The organism is Sphingobium sp. MP9-4, assembly GCF_005281675.1.
Classification (GTDB): domain Bacteria; phylum Pseudomonadota; class Alphaproteobacteria; order Sphingomonadales; family Sphingomonadaceae; genus Sphingobium; species Sphingobium yanoikuyae.
Map to the genome: position 1 here is coordinate 32768 of NZ_LUFI01000071.1, position 16000 is coordinate 48767.

General features: G+C 65.8%; 18 protein-coding genes and 1 tRNA gene. 8 read left to right on the forward strand and 11 right to left on the reverse strand.

Features of this window, described 5'->3' with window-relative positions; translation table 11 throughout:
• Positions 1-105 precede the first annotated feature (105 nt).
• Genes A0U87_RS21110 through A0U87_RS21120 form a run of 3 tightly spaced genes read left to right on the forward strand, consistent with a single transcriptional unit; the run spans position 106 to position 3052 of the window.
• A complete protein-coding gene (locus A0U87_RS21110) occupies positions 106-2124 on the forward strand; it encodes a pilus assembly protein TadG-related protein (RefSeq protein WP_048937035.1) in 2019 nt (672 codons plus the stop codon).
• Positions 2121-2636: a TadE/TadG family type IV pilus assembly protein gene (locus A0U87_RS21115; RefSeq protein ID WP_037518960.1), complete on the forward strand. Its 516-nt coding sequence runs from the start codon at positions 2121-2123 to the stop codon at positions 2634-2636. The genes A0U87_RS21110 and A0U87_RS21115 overlap by 4 nt, the downstream gene beginning before the upstream one ends.
• A complete protein-coding gene (locus tag A0U87_RS21120; protein ID WP_048937034.1) occupies positions 2633-3052 on the forward strand; it encodes a TadE/TadG family type IV pilus assembly protein in 420 nt (139 codons plus the stop codon). The genes A0U87_RS21115 and A0U87_RS21120 overlap by 4 nt, the downstream gene beginning before the upstream one ends.
• Positions 3053-3079: 27 nt before the next feature.
• Here the strand turns inward: A0U87_RS21120 and A0U87_RS21125 are convergent, their stop codons facing one another.
• From A0U87_RS21125 to A0U87_RS21150, 6 genes are all read right to left on the reverse strand, one after another.
• Positions 3080-3601, reverse strand: coding sequence for a hypothetical protein (locus A0U87_RS21125; RefSeq protein WP_080572830.1), 522 nt, complete (start codon positions 3599-3601; stop codon positions 3080-3082).
• A 55-nt stretch (positions 3602-3656) separates the two neighbouring features.
• Positions 3657-4274 carry a bifunctional 4-hydroxy-2-oxoglutarate aldolase/2-dehydro-3-deoxy-phosphogluconate aldolase gene (eda, locus tag A0U87_RS21130; RefSeq protein ID WP_017502334.1) on the reverse strand — a complete coding sequence of 206 codons (618 nt, stop codon included), beginning with the start codon at positions 4272-4274 and terminating at the stop codon, positions 3657-3659.
• Positions 4271-5251 (reverse strand): glucokinase, encoded by a 981-nt coding sequence (gene glk, locus A0U87_RS21135; protein WP_137405977.1) that lies wholly within the window; start codon positions 5249-5251, stop codon positions 4271-4273. The genes eda and glk overlap by 4 nt, the downstream gene beginning before the upstream one ends.
• A 64-nt stretch (positions 5252-5315) precedes the next feature.
• Positions 5316-7148 carry a phosphogluconate dehydratase gene (gene edd, locus A0U87_RS21140; protein ID WP_017502335.1) on the reverse strand — a complete coding sequence of 611 codons (1833 nt, stop codon included), beginning with the start codon at positions 7146-7148 and terminating at the stop codon, positions 5316-5318.
• Entirely contained in the window at positions 7141-8604 is a 1464-nt protein-coding gene (gene zwf, locus A0U87_RS21145; RefSeq protein WP_048937032.1) for a glucose-6-phosphate dehydrogenase, read from the reverse strand. The genes edd and zwf overlap by 8 nt, the downstream gene beginning before the upstream one ends.
• Before the next feature lie 147 nt (positions 8605-8751).
• Positions 8752-9162 carry a MerC domain-containing protein gene (locus tag A0U87_RS21150; RefSeq protein ID WP_048937031.1) on the reverse strand — a complete coding sequence of 137 codons (411 nt, stop codon included), beginning with the start codon at positions 9160-9162 and terminating at the stop codon, positions 8752-8754.
• 195 nt (positions 9163-9357) lie between these two features.
• On the opposite strand from A0U87_RS21150, the gene A0U87_RS21155 reads away from it, so the two are divergent.
• Positions 9358-10806, forward strand: a complete 1449-nt coding sequence (locus tag A0U87_RS21155; protein ID WP_048937030.1) for a S41 family peptidase — start codon at positions 9358-9360, stop codon at positions 10804-10806.
• Between the two features lie 35 nt (positions 10807-10841).
• Here the strand turns inward: A0U87_RS21155 and A0U87_RS21160 are convergent, their stop codons facing one another.
• Entirely contained in the window at positions 10842-11180 is a 339-nt protein-coding gene (locus A0U87_RS21160) for a hypothetical protein (RefSeq protein ID WP_017503721.1), read from the reverse strand.
• Positions 11181-11296: 116 nt separating this feature from the next.
• Here A0U87_RS21160 and A0U87_RS21165 point away from each other — a divergent pair, with 116 nt between their 5' ends.
• The 3 genes from A0U87_RS21165 (at position 11297) to A0U87_RS21175 (ending at position 12139) form a co-directional block, all read left to right on the forward strand.
• Entirely contained in the window at positions 11297-11605 is a 309-nt protein-coding gene (locus A0U87_RS21165; protein WP_048937029.1) for an autorepressor SdpR family transcription factor, read from the forward strand.
• The gene (locus A0U87_RS21170) at positions 11590-11955 is read left to right on the forward strand and encodes an ammonium transporter (protein ID WP_240700615.1); all 366 of its coding nucleotides are present in this window, start codon (positions 11590-11592) and stop codon (positions 11953-11955) included. The genes A0U87_RS21165 and A0U87_RS21170 overlap by 16 nt, the downstream gene beginning before the upstream one ends.
• 99 nt (positions 11956-12054) lie before the next feature.
• Positions 12055-12139, forward strand: a tRNA-Leu gene (locus A0U87_RS21175).
• Between the two features lie 93 nt (positions 12140-12232).
• On the opposite strand, the gene A0U87_RS21180 is transcribed toward A0U87_RS21175, so the two are convergent.
• On the reverse strand, positions 12233-13369 hold the full coding sequence (locus tag A0U87_RS21180; RefSeq protein ID WP_048937027.1) for an aminotransferase class I/II-fold pyridoxal phosphate-dependent enzyme: 1137 nt from the start codon (positions 13367-13369) through the stop codon (positions 12233-12235).
• Positions 13370-13426: 57 nt separating this feature from the next.
• Here A0U87_RS21180 and A0U87_RS21185 point away from each other — a divergent pair, with 57 nt between their 5' ends.
• Complete coding sequence (locus A0U87_RS21185) at positions 13427-13693, forward strand: hypothetical protein (RefSeq protein WP_048937058.1); 267 nt, start codon at positions 13427-13429, stop codon at positions 13691-13693.
• A gap of 127 nt (positions 13694-13820) precedes the next feature.
• On the opposite strand, the gene pgl is transcribed toward A0U87_RS21185, so the two are convergent.
• The 3 genes from pgl to galE are packed head-to-tail and all read right to left on the reverse strand — an operon-like array spanning position 13821 to position 15993.
• Positions 13821-14513: a 6-phosphogluconolactonase gene (pgl, locus tag A0U87_RS21190; RefSeq protein ID WP_048937026.1), complete on the reverse strand. Its 693-nt coding sequence runs from the start codon at positions 14511-14513 to the stop codon at positions 13821-13823.
• 5 nt (positions 14514-14518) lie between these two features.
• Positions 14519-14995, reverse strand: coding sequence for a YbaK/EbsC family protein (locus A0U87_RS21195; RefSeq protein ID WP_048937025.1), 477 nt, complete (start codon positions 14993-14995; stop codon positions 14519-14521).
• Entirely contained in the window at positions 14992-15993 is a 1002-nt protein-coding gene (gene galE / locus A0U87_RS21200; protein ID WP_048937024.1) for a UDP-glucose 4-epimerase GalE, read from the reverse strand. Before galE ends, A0U87_RS21195 begins: the two co-directional genes overlap by 4 nt.
• Between the last annotated feature and the right edge of the window lie 7 nt (positions 15994-16000).

Sequence of the window (16000 nt, forward strand, 5' to 3'; positions counted from 1 at the left end):
CCGCCAGCCAATTGTCCGACATTATTTTGCAAAAATTGCGTAATTTAGCAATTAATCAAGTTTTTGCGCGGAATGGCAGTCCCGACATTTCATTCGGGATTATCCATGAAATTCCGCAATTTATTTCTGAGGCATGACGGTAGTGTCAGTGTCGTTGCTGCCCTGTCGCTGATCGGCGTCATCGGCATGGCGGGTCTGGCTGTCGATCTCAATCGCGGCTATGAGCGGCGGATCGCGACCCAGCGCGTGGCCGACATGGCGGCGCTGGCCGCAGCCGTCGCCTACAAGGCGGACGGATCGCAGGCGATATTGCGCCCCACCGCGGTCGACCTGGTCACCGCTCATGGTATCACCGATGCGACCATCGACGTCGCACTGCTGGCCGACACGCCCGAAGCCGGGGCCAAGGCGGTGCGCGTCGAATTGACGACGCCGCTACCGCTCAGCCTCAGCCGCATTTTGGGCGCTGCGGCGACCATGCCGGTGAAGGTCAGCGCGATGGCGCGCCTGGCCGGCAGCGCGTCGGCCACACCCTGCATCCTGGGCCTCGCCTCGTCGGGCAATGCGGTCGAGACGCAGGGCGGCGCGACGATCAACGCGACCGACTGTTCGGTGGTCGGCGCCGGATCGGTCAACAATGGCGGGTCGGGCATCACGGCCAAGGAAATCGTCTCGGGCGCGGCCGACATCATCAACAATTATGGCACCTTGTCGGCCGATCTGCTGCGCTATGCCGGCAGCTTTTCCAATCCCAGCTGGAACGGCAATGTCCCGGCGGCTGACAAGCGGATCAACCAGTCGACCGCGATCAGCGACCCGCTCGCCAATTCGATGGATCTCGCCACCGCGCGGCAATTGCTCGGCACCTTCCGCACGCCACGGACCATCGCCAATCCGGTGACACCGGCCTGCGCCGACATATGGACGTTCGGCAATTCGCCCTCGGCCGGTGCAGCCCCCTTCCGTCAGGGCAATAGCGCCAAATTCACCGTGCCCGCCGGTAATTACTGCCTGTCGCGGATCACGATCGACGGCGGCATCACTGTCACCTTCCAGGCTGGCTCCACCGTCACCGTCGCCAATGGCGTGTCGGTTGGTGGCGGTTCGACTGTCAATTTCGGTGACAATGTCTGGCGGATCAATGGCGGCTTCAACAGTGGATCGAGCGGCGTCACCTTCGGCAATGGCGAAGTGTCGATCGGCGCCGGCACGGTCAGCTTTGCGGGCACCAACCGGATCGGCGCCGGCCCTGTCTCGATCGCCGCCAACATCACGCTGTCGGGCGGCACGTCGCTGGCGGTGGGCGCGGGCAGTCACGGCTTCAAGGGGATCAGCGTCGGCGGCGGTAGCTGGATGACGCTGGGCGATGGCGATCTGGACGTCGCCGGCCAGATCAGGATCGATGGCGATTCCACCCTGATCGCGGGCACCGGCAACTACACCCTGGCCAATGCCGGCAGCGACGCCATCACGCTGAGCGGTAGCGGCCGCTTCTTCATGGGCGACGGGCTGTTCAGCGCCAATGGCAATATCGTGACGGCCGGTGGCAGCCGCCTGGTCTTCGGCAAGACCGCCAATCACCTGATCAACGGCAATCTGTCGATCGCGGGATCGGTGCTGTTCGGCGCCGGGCGCTACACGGTGAGCGGCGGCCTGACCAACGGCACCGGTGGCACCACCTGGCCCTATACGTCGCCGATCACCAACCAGAGCTGGGGCCAGGCGCTGGAGGGCGTGTCGGTATCCGGCTATGACATGGCCGGCGTCAATGTCAGCTTCATCCTGGGCGGGACCATCAACCTGGCCGGTGGCGCCAAGACCAAGCTGATCGCCCCCACCAGCACCGTCGAAGGGGCGGCCATCGCCGACATATTGGTCGACAGCCTGACATCGCAGGCGACCAACTGGGGCGCAGGGTCGCAGAATGTCTTTTCCGGCGTCGTCCATCTACCCAATTCGGCCGTGACCATGTCGGGCGGCAACAACAGCCTGTCGGCGGGCCAGTGCTTCACCCTGATCGCCTATCGCGTCACCGCAAGCGGCGGCGCCAATGCCGGCACCGCCTGCAAGTCGATCAGCGATCTGGTCGGCGGCAGCGGCGGCGATGTGGAGCTGGTGGCATGATCGGTGGCTTGCGAAAGCTGCGTCGCTCGGAACGGGGCGTGGCCACCGTCGAGTTCGCGCTGTGGCTGACCCTGTTCTTCACGATCAGCCTGGTCGCGATCGACATTGCCCAGTTCACCATCCAGCGCGGGCGGCTGGCCGAAGCGGTCAGCGGTGCATCGCTGTCGGCCTTCAAGACACGCGACGCGGTGCAGTTCCAGTCTATCCCCGCCTATGTCCAGGCGATGGCGGCGGCGCCGGGGCAAAGCCCGATCAACGTCACCGTCGGCTGCAATGGCGGGACGGGCAATTGCACGAACAGTTCCCGCGTCTGCGCCTGCCTCAGCCAGACGGGCAGCTTCATTCCGACCAACAGTTGCGGCCAGAGCTGTGGCAGCGGCGCGAGCGCGAACAGCCGGTCGGGCTATTATCTCGACATCGTCGCGAGCTACAAGTTCAACCCGCAATTCGTCCCGGCATCGCTCGCGGAAAAGGCGGTCATCACTCAGAAGACGACGGTGCGCCTGCAATGACCCGATGGCTGAACCCTATCCGATCGAACCAGACGGGCGCGGTCGCGATCGAATTTGCGCTGTTGGCGCCTGTCTTCTTCGCCTGCCTGTTCGGCGTGATCGAACTGGGACGGCTGGCCTGGACCAAGCAGGCGCTGCGCGAGGCCGCCTACAGCGCGGCGCGCTGCCATATGGTCAATGACAGCGCATGCGGCACCACGCAGCAGCAGATCAGCTATGCCGTGGCGCGGGCCAAGGCGAACGGCATCGTCATTGCCGCGGCGAATGTCAGCATTCAGGCCAATGTGGCGTGTCGCGGTGTCGGCCAGGCCAGCATGGTCGAGATCAACAAGCCGTTCAGCTCGCCGATCAGCCAGCTCGTGCCACTGCCGACGACGGTGTCGGCGAAATCCTGCCTGCCGGGGCTGGCGGGCTGACAGATGGGCTAATGCCTGCCGCTCCGGTCAGGGCTGGGGCAGGCGGTTCTTCAGCGCGTCGATACGGTCATTCTGGCTGTCGACCATCGACAGGACACTGGCGCGCGCCGCGTCGATATCCGCGACGCCGCCCTTTTCCGATCCATCGGCAACCGCGTTGGAGCGTTCGATGAACAGGGTGTCGAGGCTGGCGAGGGCGGAGACGCTGTCGTTGCGCGCGGATTCGGCGGCGCTGATCGCGACCTGTGCGGCGACCCAGGCGTCGCTCGATACCGATGCGCGGCCGGCGCTGTTCACGGCGCGGTCGGCGCTGGCATAGGCCTTGTCGAAATTCGCGCCGCCGCTTTGCGCCTGGCTGGTGAGCTGGCTGATCTGGGCCTTCAGCTTGTCGTCGGCCGGCACGGGCAGCGGGGCGGCGGGTGCTTCGGCCATCGGTGCGCTTTCGACCGGGCGCTTGGCAAGCGAAGGATAGCTTTCATGCGCGCCGGCGCAGCCCGACAGGATCAGGGCGATGGTGGGAAGGAAGCGGCGCGTGATCATGATCTGCATCTAGGGCGGGACCGAACGGGGTGCAATGGCCCTCTGTCCGGTCCCGCGCGATAGATTAGCGGGGCAGGGCGGCAGCTTCGCGCGCCAGTGCCTCGATCTTGTCGGGATCGACCGGCCCCTTGGGCACGACCCAACTGCCGCCGACGCATTTGATGAAGGGCTGGGCCAGCCATTCGGGCGCGCTCTGGGCGGTGATGCCGCCGGTCGGGCAGAAGCGGGCGGTGTGCAGCGGCGCGGCCAGCGCCTTGAGCGCCGGAAGACCACCCGAGGTTTCGGCCGGGAAGAATTTGAAGTGGGACAGGCCCATGTCCATGCCGCGCATGATGTCGCCGGCCGTGGCGGTGCCTGGCAGGAAGGGGATGTTGGCGGCGATCGCGGCCTTGCCCAGTGGTTCGGTGAGGCCGGGGCTGACGATGAAGCGGGCGCCCGCTTCCATCGCGGCGTCGAGCTGGGCCGGGTTCAGCACCGTGCCGGCGCCGACGACCGCGCCCTCGACCTTTGCCATCTCGCGGATGACGTCAAGCGCGGCGGGGGTGCGCAGCGTGACTTCAAGCGCGGGCAGGCCGCCCTTCACCAGCGCCTGGGCAATGGGGAGCGCATCCTCGACCCGATCGACCACCAGCACCGGGATCACCGGGGCCAGTTCCATCACCTGTTCGACGGTCAAGCTCATGCATTCTTCTCCCTAAAGGCCGCGGCAGCGCCGAACAGGCCGATTTCTTCATGGATCGCGCAGCGGATCGGCACGGTCGCCATCAGGCTCTCGAACCGGCCCTTGGCCTTGAAGCGGGCGTGGAAGCCGCTCTGTTCGAGAAAATCCTTCATCCGCTGGGTGAGGCCGCCGGCCAGTACCACCGCATGGGGGCCATGCGCCAGTGCCAGATCGCCCGCGACCGAGCCATAGCAGAGGCAGAAGCGGTCGAGCGCGCGACGGGCGAACTCGTCGCTGCCGTCGAGCGCGGCCTGCCACAATTCGGGGTCTTCCATCAGCATGACCCGGTCGTGACCGATGGTGGCGAGCGCCTTGTAGATATAGTTGAGGCCCGGACCCGACACGATCCGCTCGGTCGAGACGCGCAGGAACTTGTCGCGCAGATAGTCGAGGATCTTCACCTCGATCTGATCGAGCGGGGCGAAGTCGAGATGGCCGCCCTCGGTTGCGATGACATGGGGATGGCCATCATCATAGGCGATCATCGCGACGCCAAGGCCGGTGCCGGGACCGACCACGGTGACGCCGCCGTCGCGCGGAAAGGGGCGATCCTCGCCGAACAGCAAAGGCAGGTTTTCGTCGGGCAGGCGCGAGACGGCGTGGGCCACCGCCTCGAAATCATTGACCAGGCGCACGGTGCGCAGGCCCAGATCCTCCGCCAGCGTGTCGGCGCGGATCACCCAGTTGCTGTTGGTCAGCTTGATGACTTCGCGGCCGATGGCGGTGGCGAAGGCAATCGACGCGGCGTCGGGCAGCGGGCTGTCGCTATCCTTGCTTTCGTCTTCGACGAACGCGCCCCAGCAGGCCTGGAGGCTGGGATAATCGGCGACCTTGTATTTGCGGACGGTGCCTAGTGTCGGCACGCCCTTGCCGTCCAGCGAGGCGCGGGTGAAGCGCGCATTGGTGCCGCCAATGTCAGCGGCGATGATGTCGGTCATTTGTCTCTCTCTCTCCGGACATTCGTGCCAGCGCATCCTAGCGCGCCGGCGCGAATGGCTGTGCTTATATCGCGAGTTCGGCGTCCATCGCGGCGAGGATCGGCGACGCACCCTGTTCGGCGAGGTCGCTATTGTGGCGGAACAGCGCAAACAGTTCGCGGCCGGTGTCATAGGGCGGGGGCGGGGCGGCGGGAATGTCGCGCGCGTCCCAGGTGGCGGCATCGACCAGCGCCTCGACCTGGCCGCTTTCCGCGCAGACGCGGACGAGGTCGCCATCGCGCAGCTTGCCGATCGGGCCGCCGCCCAGCGCTTCGGGCGACAGGTGGATGGCGGCAGGCACCTTGCCCGATGCGCCCGACATGCGGCCATCGGTCAACAAGGCGACCTTGAAGCCGCGATCCTGCAGCACGCCGAGCGCCGGGGTCAGCTTGTGCAGTTCGGGCATGCCGTTGGCGCGCGGCCCCTGGAAGCGGACGACGACGACGACGTCGCGTTCCAGTTCGCCCGCCTTGAAGGCGCGCAGCACATCGTCCTGATCGTGGAAGATCGCGGCCGGCGCCTCGATCGTCCAGCGTTCCTTGTCGACCGCGCTGACCTTCATCACGCAGCGGCCAAGATTGCCCTGGAGCAGCTTCATGCCGCCATCGGCCTGGAACGGGTTGGAGGCCGGGCGCAGCATCGCCTCGTCGCGGCTGGCGGGGACGTCCTGCCAGACCAGCGCGTCATCCTGCAGCACCGGTTCCTTGCCATAATCGGTCAAATCCTGGCGCGCGACGGTCATGATGTCGCGGTGGAGCAGGCCGGCGTCGAGCAGTTCGCGGATGATGACGGCCATGCCGCCCGCCGCGTGGAAATGGTTCACGTCGCCCGATCCATTGGGATAGACGCGCGCCAGCAGCGGCACCACGTCCGACAGTTCGGCAAAGTCGGTCCAGTCGATATGGATGCCGGCCGCGCGCGCGATTGCGGGCAGGTGGATCGCATGGTTGGTCGAACCGCCGGTGGCCATCAGGCCGATGATCGCGTTGACGATCGCCTTTTCATCGATGCAGTGGCCGAGCGGGCGATAGTCGTTGCCGTCCCAGCCGATGTCGGCGATGCGATGGGTGGCGGCGCGGGTCAGTTCGCTGCGCAGCTTGGTGCCCGGATTGACGAAGGCGGCGCCGGGCATGTGCAGGCCCATGACTTCCATCATCATCTGGTTGCTATTGGCGGTGCCATAGAAGGTGCAGGTGCCCGCGCCATGATAGGAGGCGCTTTCGCTTTCCAGCAGTTCCTCGCGACCCACCTTGCCCTCGGCATAGAGCTGGCGGATGCGGACCTTTTCCTTGTTGGCAAGGCCCGAGGGCATCGGCCCGGCCGGGATCAGGATGGTTGGCAGATGGCCAAAGCGCAGCGCGCCGATCAGCAGGCCCGGCACGATCTTGTCGCAGATGCCGAGCATCAGATTGCCTTCGAACATCGCGTGGCTGAGCGACACGGCGGTCGACAGGGCGATGGTGTCGCGGCTGAACAGGGAGAGGTCCATGCCGGCCTGACCCTGGGTCACGCCGTCGCACATGGCCGGCACGCCGCCCGCCACCTGCGCCGTGGCGCCGATCTCGCGCGCGGCGATCTTGATCTGCTCGGGGTAGCGGCCATAGGGCTGATGGGCCGAGAGCATGTCATTATAGGCGGTGATGATACCGATGTTCATCGCCCGGCCGGTGCGGATGACAGCCTTGTCCTCGCCACTCGCGGCAAAGCCATGGGCGAGGTTGCCGCAGGACAGCTGGGCACGATTGGTGCCCGCATCGCGGCCCCGCTCGATCAGGTCGAGATATTTCAGGCGCGTCGCCGCACTGCGCTCGGTGATGCGTTCTGTGACCTTGGCGATCACGGGGTGAAGATCAGTCATGCCAGCTGGCTCCGTCGCGTTCGATTAGGGCAATGGCCGAGGACGGCCCCCAGTTCCCGGAGGAATAGGTCGACACCTTCATGTGCGCCTCCTTCCATCCGTCGATGATGGAATCGATCCAGGCCCATTGGGCTTCCACCTCGTCGCGGCGGACGAACAGGGTCTGGTCGCCGGCGAGCAGGTCGAGGATCAGTCGTTCATAGGCGATGCGGCGACGCTGGCCGGCAAAGGCGGCGGTCAGCGACACGTCGAGCGTCACTTCCTCCAGATGGGTTTCGCGCTCCAGCCCAGGCCGCTTCGACATGATCAGCAGGCGGATATATTCCTCCGGCTGCAGGCGAATGATCAGCGTGTTCGGCTCCAGCCCCGATCCGTGCCCGTCACGGCCGAAGATCGAATGGCGCACCGGCTTGAACTGGATCATGATTTCGGACTGGCGCGCGGGCAGCCGCTTGCCGGTGCGCAGGTAGAAGGGGACGCCCTGCCAGCGCCAATTGTCGATATGCGCCTTCAGCGCGACGAAGGTTTCGGTGTCGGACGGCTGGCCCAGTTCGTCGGCATAGCCGGTGACGATCTGGCCGCCGACGGCGCCGGGCGTATATTGGCCGCGCACGCTGTGGGTCTTGACCGTTTCCGCGGTCATCGGACGCAGCGAGCGCAGCGCCTTCACCTTCTCGTCGCGTACGGCCGTGGGGTCCATGCGGGCGGGCGGCTCCATCGTCAGGATGGAAAGGATCTGGAGGATATGGTTCTGCACCATGTCGCGCAGCGCGCCGACGCCGTCATAATAGGAAACGCGGCCTTCGAGGCCCACGGTTTCGGCGACGGTGATCTGGACATGGTCGATCGCGGTGGCGTTCCACAGCGGTTCGAACATGACATTGCCGAAGCGGAGCGCCAGCAGGTTCTGAACGGTTTCCTTGCCCAGATAATGGTCGACGCGGAAAATCTGCTCTTCAGCGAACAGGTGGCCGATGCTGTCGTTCACGACCTTGGAGGAAGCGAGATCCTTGCCGATCGGCTTTTCCATCGCGATCCGCGTCTTGGGCGTCAGCAGGCCGGCGTCGGCCAGTCCTTGAGCGGTCGGGCCGAACAGTGAGGGCGGGGTGGAGAGATAGACGGAAATGCCGCGTTCCAGGCGTCCATCGACGCGCTCGGCCAGCTCAGCGAAATGGGCGCCGTTGCTGGAATCGACCGGCTGATAGAGGATCATCGCGCGGAAACGCGCGGCGATGTCGGCATCATATCGGTCGGCCGGCAGGAACTGCTTGAGCGCCGCGCAGACTTCCTCGCGAAAGGCTTCGTCATCCATTTCGGTGCGGGCCGAAGCGATGATCAGGAAGTCGTCGGGCAGCAGGCCGTCCGACAGAAGATTGTAGAGCGATGGGAAAATCATGCGCCGGGCAAGATCGCCGGTGGCACCGAACAACAGGAACGTGGCAGACGGTTCGGTCAAAGGACAGTCCTTCTCCGTTAGTTATCTATATCTGCACGATGCGGCTCTTATACCGGCCATGCTTCGTTACGCAAGCAGGCTATAGGCAGGAAAATGATGCTGCAACTGCGAACGACTCGCGGGAAGGCGGGCGGTCTATGGCGTCGGTCAGCAGGCGGTGCGCAGGCCCCGGCGCCAGTTGAGGATATGCGCCCCGGCCAGCAGGGCGCTGCCGCCGACGGTCCAGATCGCTTCGCTCAATGGGGTGCGGGCCAGCAGCGCGCCCACGGCCATCAGGGACAGGCCGGCCAGGCCGATGCCCAGCGGCAGCGCGGCGCGGTGGCGGCGCCAGCCCTGCAACAGCGCGAACAGGCTGGTCGGCACGGCGATGGCGAACATCAGCAGGTGGAAGGATTCGCCCGGATCGATCCGGGTGGCGATGGTCGGCAGCAAGGCGAAGAGCAGCGGCAGGCCCAGGCAATGGACGGTGCAGAGCGCGGAGGCGCAGATGGCGAAGCCGTCCAGCCAGGAGCGGGGGCGGCCGGCCGGATTAGGTTCCGGCGCTTCGCAATGGGGCATGATAGTTCCTAAATGATATAATGTTACATTTTCATCGGCCATATCGATATGGGGGCATGGGAAGTCAAGGGCAGGGGGCGGAAGGCGTTGCCGGGGCGGTTGGTTGACGGCGCGGAAAGCGCTTTTGTTTCAACGCTATCTTGCCGTGCTGCGGAGCGCGGCCTATCCCGTCTGCCGTCTTTGGGGGGAATAGTGATGAAGCATGGGGTTGCGCGCCTGGCGTTGCTGGCGGGTGGGCTGGCGATGTTGGCGGCTTGTGGTGGTGGCGGGTCCGACAGCGCAGGCACTGCGCCGCCGACGGCGACGCCAACGCCCACGCCGACCGCCACCTGTTCGCTGCGCGAACGGCAGGATTGGGCGGCGGCGACGCTCAAGGAGTGGTATCTTTTCCCCGAAACCTTGCCGTCCGCGCTCAGCCCGGCCGGCTATGCCAGCGTCGACAGCTATATTGACGCGCTGACACAGGGTGCGCGATCGCAGCGGCGCGATCGCTATTTCACCTATCTCACCTCCATCAAGGCGGAGAATGCCTATTATCAGTCGGGGTCGAGCGCCGGCTTCGGCCTGCGCTTCGCGACCGACAGCGGGGGTACCCGCCTGTTCGTCATCGAATCGTTCGAGAACGGCCCGGCGCTGGCCGCCGGCATCGATCGCGGCGCGGAGATATTGGAGATCGGCACCAGCATCACCAACATGCGCAGCGTGTCGTCGCTATTCGCGTCGGGCGGCGCCGATGCCGTGGCCGATGCGATGGGGCCTGATAGCGCCGGCACGACGCGGCTGCTGCGCATCGCCGACGCGAACAGCACCCGCACGGTATCGGTGACCAAGCGCGACTTCGACCTGATGCCGGTATCGAACCGCTATGGCGCGCGGGTGATCGACGATGGCGGCCGCCGTGTCGGCTATGTCAATCTGCGCACCTTCATCCTATCGGCGGAACAGCCGCTGCGCGACGCGTTCGCCGGTTTCAAGGCGCAGGGCGTGACCGACATCATCCTCGACCTGCGCTATAATGGCGGCGGCCTCGTCTCGACCGCCAAGGTGCTGGGCGATCTGATGGGCGCGAACCGGGCGTCGACCGACGTCTTCACCCGAATGACCTTCCGCCCGGAAAAGAGCGCGGAGAACGAGACCTATAATTTCGAGCCGCTGGCGCAATCGTTGGCGCCCACGCGCATCGCCTTCATCGGCAGCGGCGGGACGGCATCGGCGAGCGAACTGGTGATCAACGCCTTCATCCCCTATCTGGGCGCGCAGGCCGGGCTGATCGGCGCCAACACCTATGGCAAGCCGGTCGGGCAGATCGCGATCGATCGCGAAGCCTGTGACGACCGGTTGCGCGTGGTGGCCTTCGCCACCCAGAACAGCGCGGGCAATGCCGATTATTATGACGGGCTGGCGACCAGCGTGAAGGCCAGTTGCCAGGCCTGGGACGATATCAGCTATCCGCTGGGCGATCCGCGCGAGGCGGCGACCCGGCAGGCGCTGGACTTCATCGCCGGGCGCAGCTGCACGCCGATCGGCGGCGCGGTCGCGACGCTCAGCCGCAAGGCCGTGACATCGCCGGTGTCCGCCCCGCGCGAATTGCTGGCGCCGCAGCGGCCCAATCCGGCCCAGCGCGAGGTGCCGGGCCTGTTCTGACCGACCAACCGATCAGGCGGCAGCGCTGACTGTGATCAGCGCTGCTTCTTGGTGATGGTGGCGGTAAAATCGGGATCCTTGTTCGCCACCCAGTCGACGAACTTGCGGATCGGCGGATGGAGCAGCAGGCCCTCCACGTCCATGCCGTGGCGCTGCAATTCGGAATTGGTGAAATTGGCGATCAGCGTCTGCTGGCAGATGCCGTGCATCGGCACGACGTCGCGGCCGCCCCGGCTCTTGGGAACGGGATGGTGCCACACGATGGTCGTGCCCGTTGGACGCCCGCACAGCCAGCAGGGCGGCGGGGGAGGCGCTTCCGCTTCCTCGCGATGCACATCTTCATAGGGGCCATGTTTGGAATATTTGCGGGCCATGTCTCTGCCTGGATTGAAGGAAACTTTGGCCGCTCCCTATCGCAGCCGGCGCGGCAGCGCCACGGGGATCGTCATGGCCGCTTGACTTATTTTGATATTTAGCTAATTATCTCATCATGAGCCAGGTCTTCCGCGCCTTGTCCGATCCGACCCGTCGCCGGGTGCTGCAATTGCTGCGCCAGGGGCCGATGAGCGCGGGCGAACTGAGCGACCAGTTCGATGTCTCCAAACCGACCATGTCGGCGCATTTCGCGGTGCTGAAGGAGGCTGACCTGGTCCATGCGGAAAAGGCCGGCAAGTCGGTCATCTATCATCTCAAGTTGTCGGTGCTGGAAGAGGCGCTGCTGGGCTTTGCCCAGTCGTTCGGCATCGGCGTGGAGGCGCCGGATCAGCATCGGGAGAAGGCAGGATGGACAGGGAGTTGAAGGCGGGCCTGCTCTGGGGCGGCGGTATCCTGCTGCTGGCGCTGGCGGCCAGCCAGGGGCGCAAGCTCGACTGGCTGGACAGTGACATGGTCACGCGGCTGGTGATCGGCGCCAACGGGTTGATGATCGCCTGGTATGGCAATCGCATGCCCAAGGCCTTCCTGCCTGACGCCTGCGCGCGGCAGGTGGCGCGGGTTGGCGGCTGGTCGATGGCGCTCAGCGGCATTATCTATGCCGGCTTCTGGGCGTTCGCGCCGATACCGGTGGCGGTCGTCGGCGGCTGCGTCGCGGTGGGGGTGGGGATGGCCGTGACGATCGGCTACGGCCTCACTCTGCGCGCCCGCCGCTAGGCCCTTGTTTCGCCTGCCTGGCGGCTTTGTTGCGGGAGTGATTTTGGGGGCTTTGCAGCCGGTTCACGACCTGCTAGGTGCCCCCTTCCACGATCAGATGCGGGCGTGGTGAAACTGGTAGACGCGCCGGACTCAAAATCCGGTTCCGCAAGGAGTGTCGGTTCGATTCCGACCGCCCGCACCATCTTTGATCGGCCTCAGGCGCCGCCATTTGCGGCCTCGCCTATTCCTCGTAAATTGCAGATGGCGTTACGGACCTTTTTAGGCCCGCTGCCTTTCAGCGGCCCGGCTGGGCCTGGAACCAGGGGATCATCCGCGCGATCGCATCCTCGACCCGGTCGGTCGAGACGGCGAAGCTGAAGCGGATGAAGCGATGGCCATCGACCGGATCGAAATCGATGCCGGGCGCGGTGGCGACGCCGGTCTCGCGCAGCAGCTTCTGGCAGAAGGCCAGGCTGTCATTGGTGAGATGGCTAATATCGGCATAGATATAGAAGGCGCCGTCGGGCGGCGCGATGCTGGCGAGGCCGAGCGCGGGCAGGGCGTCGAGCAGCAATTGCCGGTTGCGGCGATAGGTGTCGACATGGCCCTCAAGCTCATCGGTGCAGTCGAAGGCGGCAAGCCCCGCCTGCTGCGCCAGCACCGGTGGCGTCAGGAACAAATTGCCCATCCGCGCCCGCGCCGCGCCGATCAGGTCGGCGGGCACGACGATCCAGCCCAGCCGCCAGCCGGCCATGCTGAAATATTTGGAGAAGCTGTTCACGATCACTGAATCAGGGGCAAATTCCAGCATCGAATGCGCCGGTTCGCCGAAGCTGAGGCCATGATAGATTTCGTCGGAGATGATGCGGATGCCGCGGTCGGCACAGACCCTGGCGATCGCCGCCAGTTCGTCGGCCGGGATGATCGTGCCGGTCGGGTTGGCCGGGCTGGCGAGGATCAGGCCGTCCGGCGCCGGCTCGATCGCGGCCAGCGCGTCGGCGCTGATCTGATAGCGTTCGGCCGGGCCGCAGGCGATCTCGACCGGTTCCAGATAAAGGGCCTTCAACGTGTTGCGATAGGCGACATAGCCCGGCCGCGCGGTGGCGACGCGGGCGCCGGGCGCGAACAGGCTGGTCAATGCCAGCACCAGACCGGGCGAGGCGCCGCAGGTCAGCAGCACCTGTTCGGGATCGACGGCGACATTGTGCCGGTCGGCATAGAGGCGGGCGATCCGTTCCTTGAGCGCGGGGCTTTCCCAATAGCCCATCGGATCGGTGTCGAGCACCTCATGCGCCAGCGCGATGGCGGCGGCAGGCGCACCGGTCGAGGGCTGGCCGAATTCCATGTGCAGGATGGAGCGGCCCGCGGCCTTCAGGGCATGGGCCTCGCGGCTGATGGCGATGGCGTGGAAGGGATCGATCTGGGCAATCATGCCGGGTGCCTATTCTGTGCGGGCAACCATGTCCATGGCCGCTACGTTCTGTCTGGCATGAACCAGGCGCTGCTCACCGCCCTGCAATATTATGGTGCCGGCGCCGCCACGCTCGCGGCGCTGGTGGTGTCGCTGAACCTGGGGCGGCGGATTACCGGCTGGGCCTTCGTGTTGTTCGTCACCAGTTCGGTCGCGCTGATCGCCTGGGGCTTTCTCGACACGGACAGCGAGGGCATCGGCTGGCAGAATGTCGCGCTATTGGCGATCAATGGGGTCGGCGTGTGGCGCTATCTGATCTCGAAACATGCGGTGCGCGACCGATAATCCTCCCCTGCAAGGGGAGGTGGCGCGCGAAGCGCGTGACGGAGGGGGGTCGCCCTATCGCAAGCGGGATACCCCTCCACCATTTGCTGCGCACATGGTCCCCCTCCCCTTGCAGGGGAGGATGTTTTTAGGATTCGGCGATCCACACCTCGACCGGCACCTTGTCCTGCAGCAGGGCAAGGCGGATCGGCAGTTCTTCGATCGGACCGCCGGCCAGCGCCTGGTCATAGACCGCCTTCTTGCCCGCGCCGCCGATCTGCAGGAAGATGTGGCGGCTTTGCAGGATCGCGTGGGCAGTCAGCGACAGGCGCTGGTGCGGCGCGACCGGCGGGGTGGCGGCGATGGTGTAAGCCTGGCTGGAAAGGCCTTCGGCCAGTTCCTTGCCCTCCGGGAAGAGCGAGGCGGTATGGCCGTCATCGCCCATGCCGAGCAGGATGATGTCGAACGGCCAGGGCAGGGCGGCAAAGTCCGCCTCTACCGCGCTTTGGCCGGCATAGGCGTCGGCGGCACCATTTTTCATCGGTACGAAGCGGGCGGCGGCGGCTGGCCCCTGGAGCAGGGTTTCGCGCACCAGCCGTTCGTTGCTGTCGGCGCTGACCGGATCGACCCAGCGTTCGTCGACCAAAGTGACGATCAGCTTCGTCCAGTCGAGCGGCACCTTCGACAGCGCTTCCAGCACCGGGCGGGGCGAGCGGCCGCCCGACACGGCCAGCGTCGCGACACCGCGTTCGGTGATCGCCTCCGACAACAGGGTAGCGATGCGGGCTGCGATATCGGTGGCAGCCTGTGCGCCGGTGGCAAAGATATGTTCGGTCGGCATGGCTCTCACTCGACGATTTCGGGAAGGGTGCAGATGTCGATCCATTGCGCCCCGGTCAAGGCGGCAAGCCGATCGGGCGTCAGTTCGACCGAGGCGGTGCGCGATCCCGCCGCCGGAAACACGGTGTCGAACGCCTGCAACGAGACATCGCAATAGACGGGCAGGGCACTGGCGAGACCGAAGGGGCAGACGCCGCCGACCGGATGGCCGGTAATCTCCTCCACCTCATGCGCGCCTAGCATGCGCGGCTTGGCGCCCAGCGCCGCCTTCGCCTTGCCATTGGACAGGCGGGCGTCGCCGCGGGCGCAGACCAGCACGACCGTTTCGCCGACGCGCAGCGACAGCGTCTTGGCGATGCGCGCGGGTTCGACGCCCAGCGCGGCGGCCGCCTCGATCACCGTCGCGGTGCTGACGCCCTGGTCGATGATCGCCACATCGGGCGCCTGCGCGGCGAAGAAGGCGCGAACGCTGGCTTCGCTCATGCCTTCTGGATATCGCTGAGCTTGCGTTCCCAGGCGAGCGCATGGTCGACGATCTGGCCGAGGTCGGCATAGCGCGGCTGCCAGGGAAATTCCGCCATCAGCGCGCTATTGTCGGAAATCAGCGCATCGGGATCGCCCGCACGGCGCCCTTCCAGCCGGCGCTCGATCGTCATGTTCGTGACCCGGTCGACCGCGTCCAGCACTTCGAGCACGGAGAAGCCCCGGCCATAGCCGCAATTGAGCATGTAATTGCGATCGGGGTGGGCGATCAGCGCTTCGAGCGCCAGCACATGGGCGGCGGCGAGATCGCTGACATGGATATAGTCGCGCACGCCGGTGCCGTCGGGCGTGGCGAAATCCGTGCCGAAGACGCTGACATGGCTGCGCTTGCCCAGCGCCGCCTCGACCGCGACCTTGATCAGGTGGGTGGCGCCCGCCGTCGACTGGCCGGTGCGGCCCTGCGGATCGGCGCCGGCGACATTGAAATAGCGCAGCGCGCAGAAGTTCATGGCGTGGGCCGCGGCGACGTCGCGCAGCATATATTCGGTCATCAGCTTCGACATGCCATAGGGGTTGATCGGCCGCTGCGGCGTCGTTTCCCTGACCGGGCTTTCCTCCGGTATGCCATAGGTGGCGGCGGTCGAGGAGAAGATGAAATGGGGCACGCCCACGGCGACCACGCTTTCCAGCAGGTCGCGGGTCTTGGCGCTGTTGTTGTTATAATATTTGAGCGGGTTCTCGACCGATTCCGGCACGACCACCGATCCGGCGAAATGCATGATCGCCTGGACGCCATGTTCGCGCAGCGTCGCCTGTACCAGCGCCTGGTCTGCGATGTCGCCCTGCACGAAGGGGATGTCCTGCGGCACGGCCCAGCGGAAGCCGGTGACCAGATTGTCGATCACCACCACGCCATAGCCGGCATCCTTCAGCGCCAGCACCGCATGGCTGCCGATATAGCCGGCGCCGCCCGTGACCAGAACCGTTGGCTTGCTCATAAAGAAA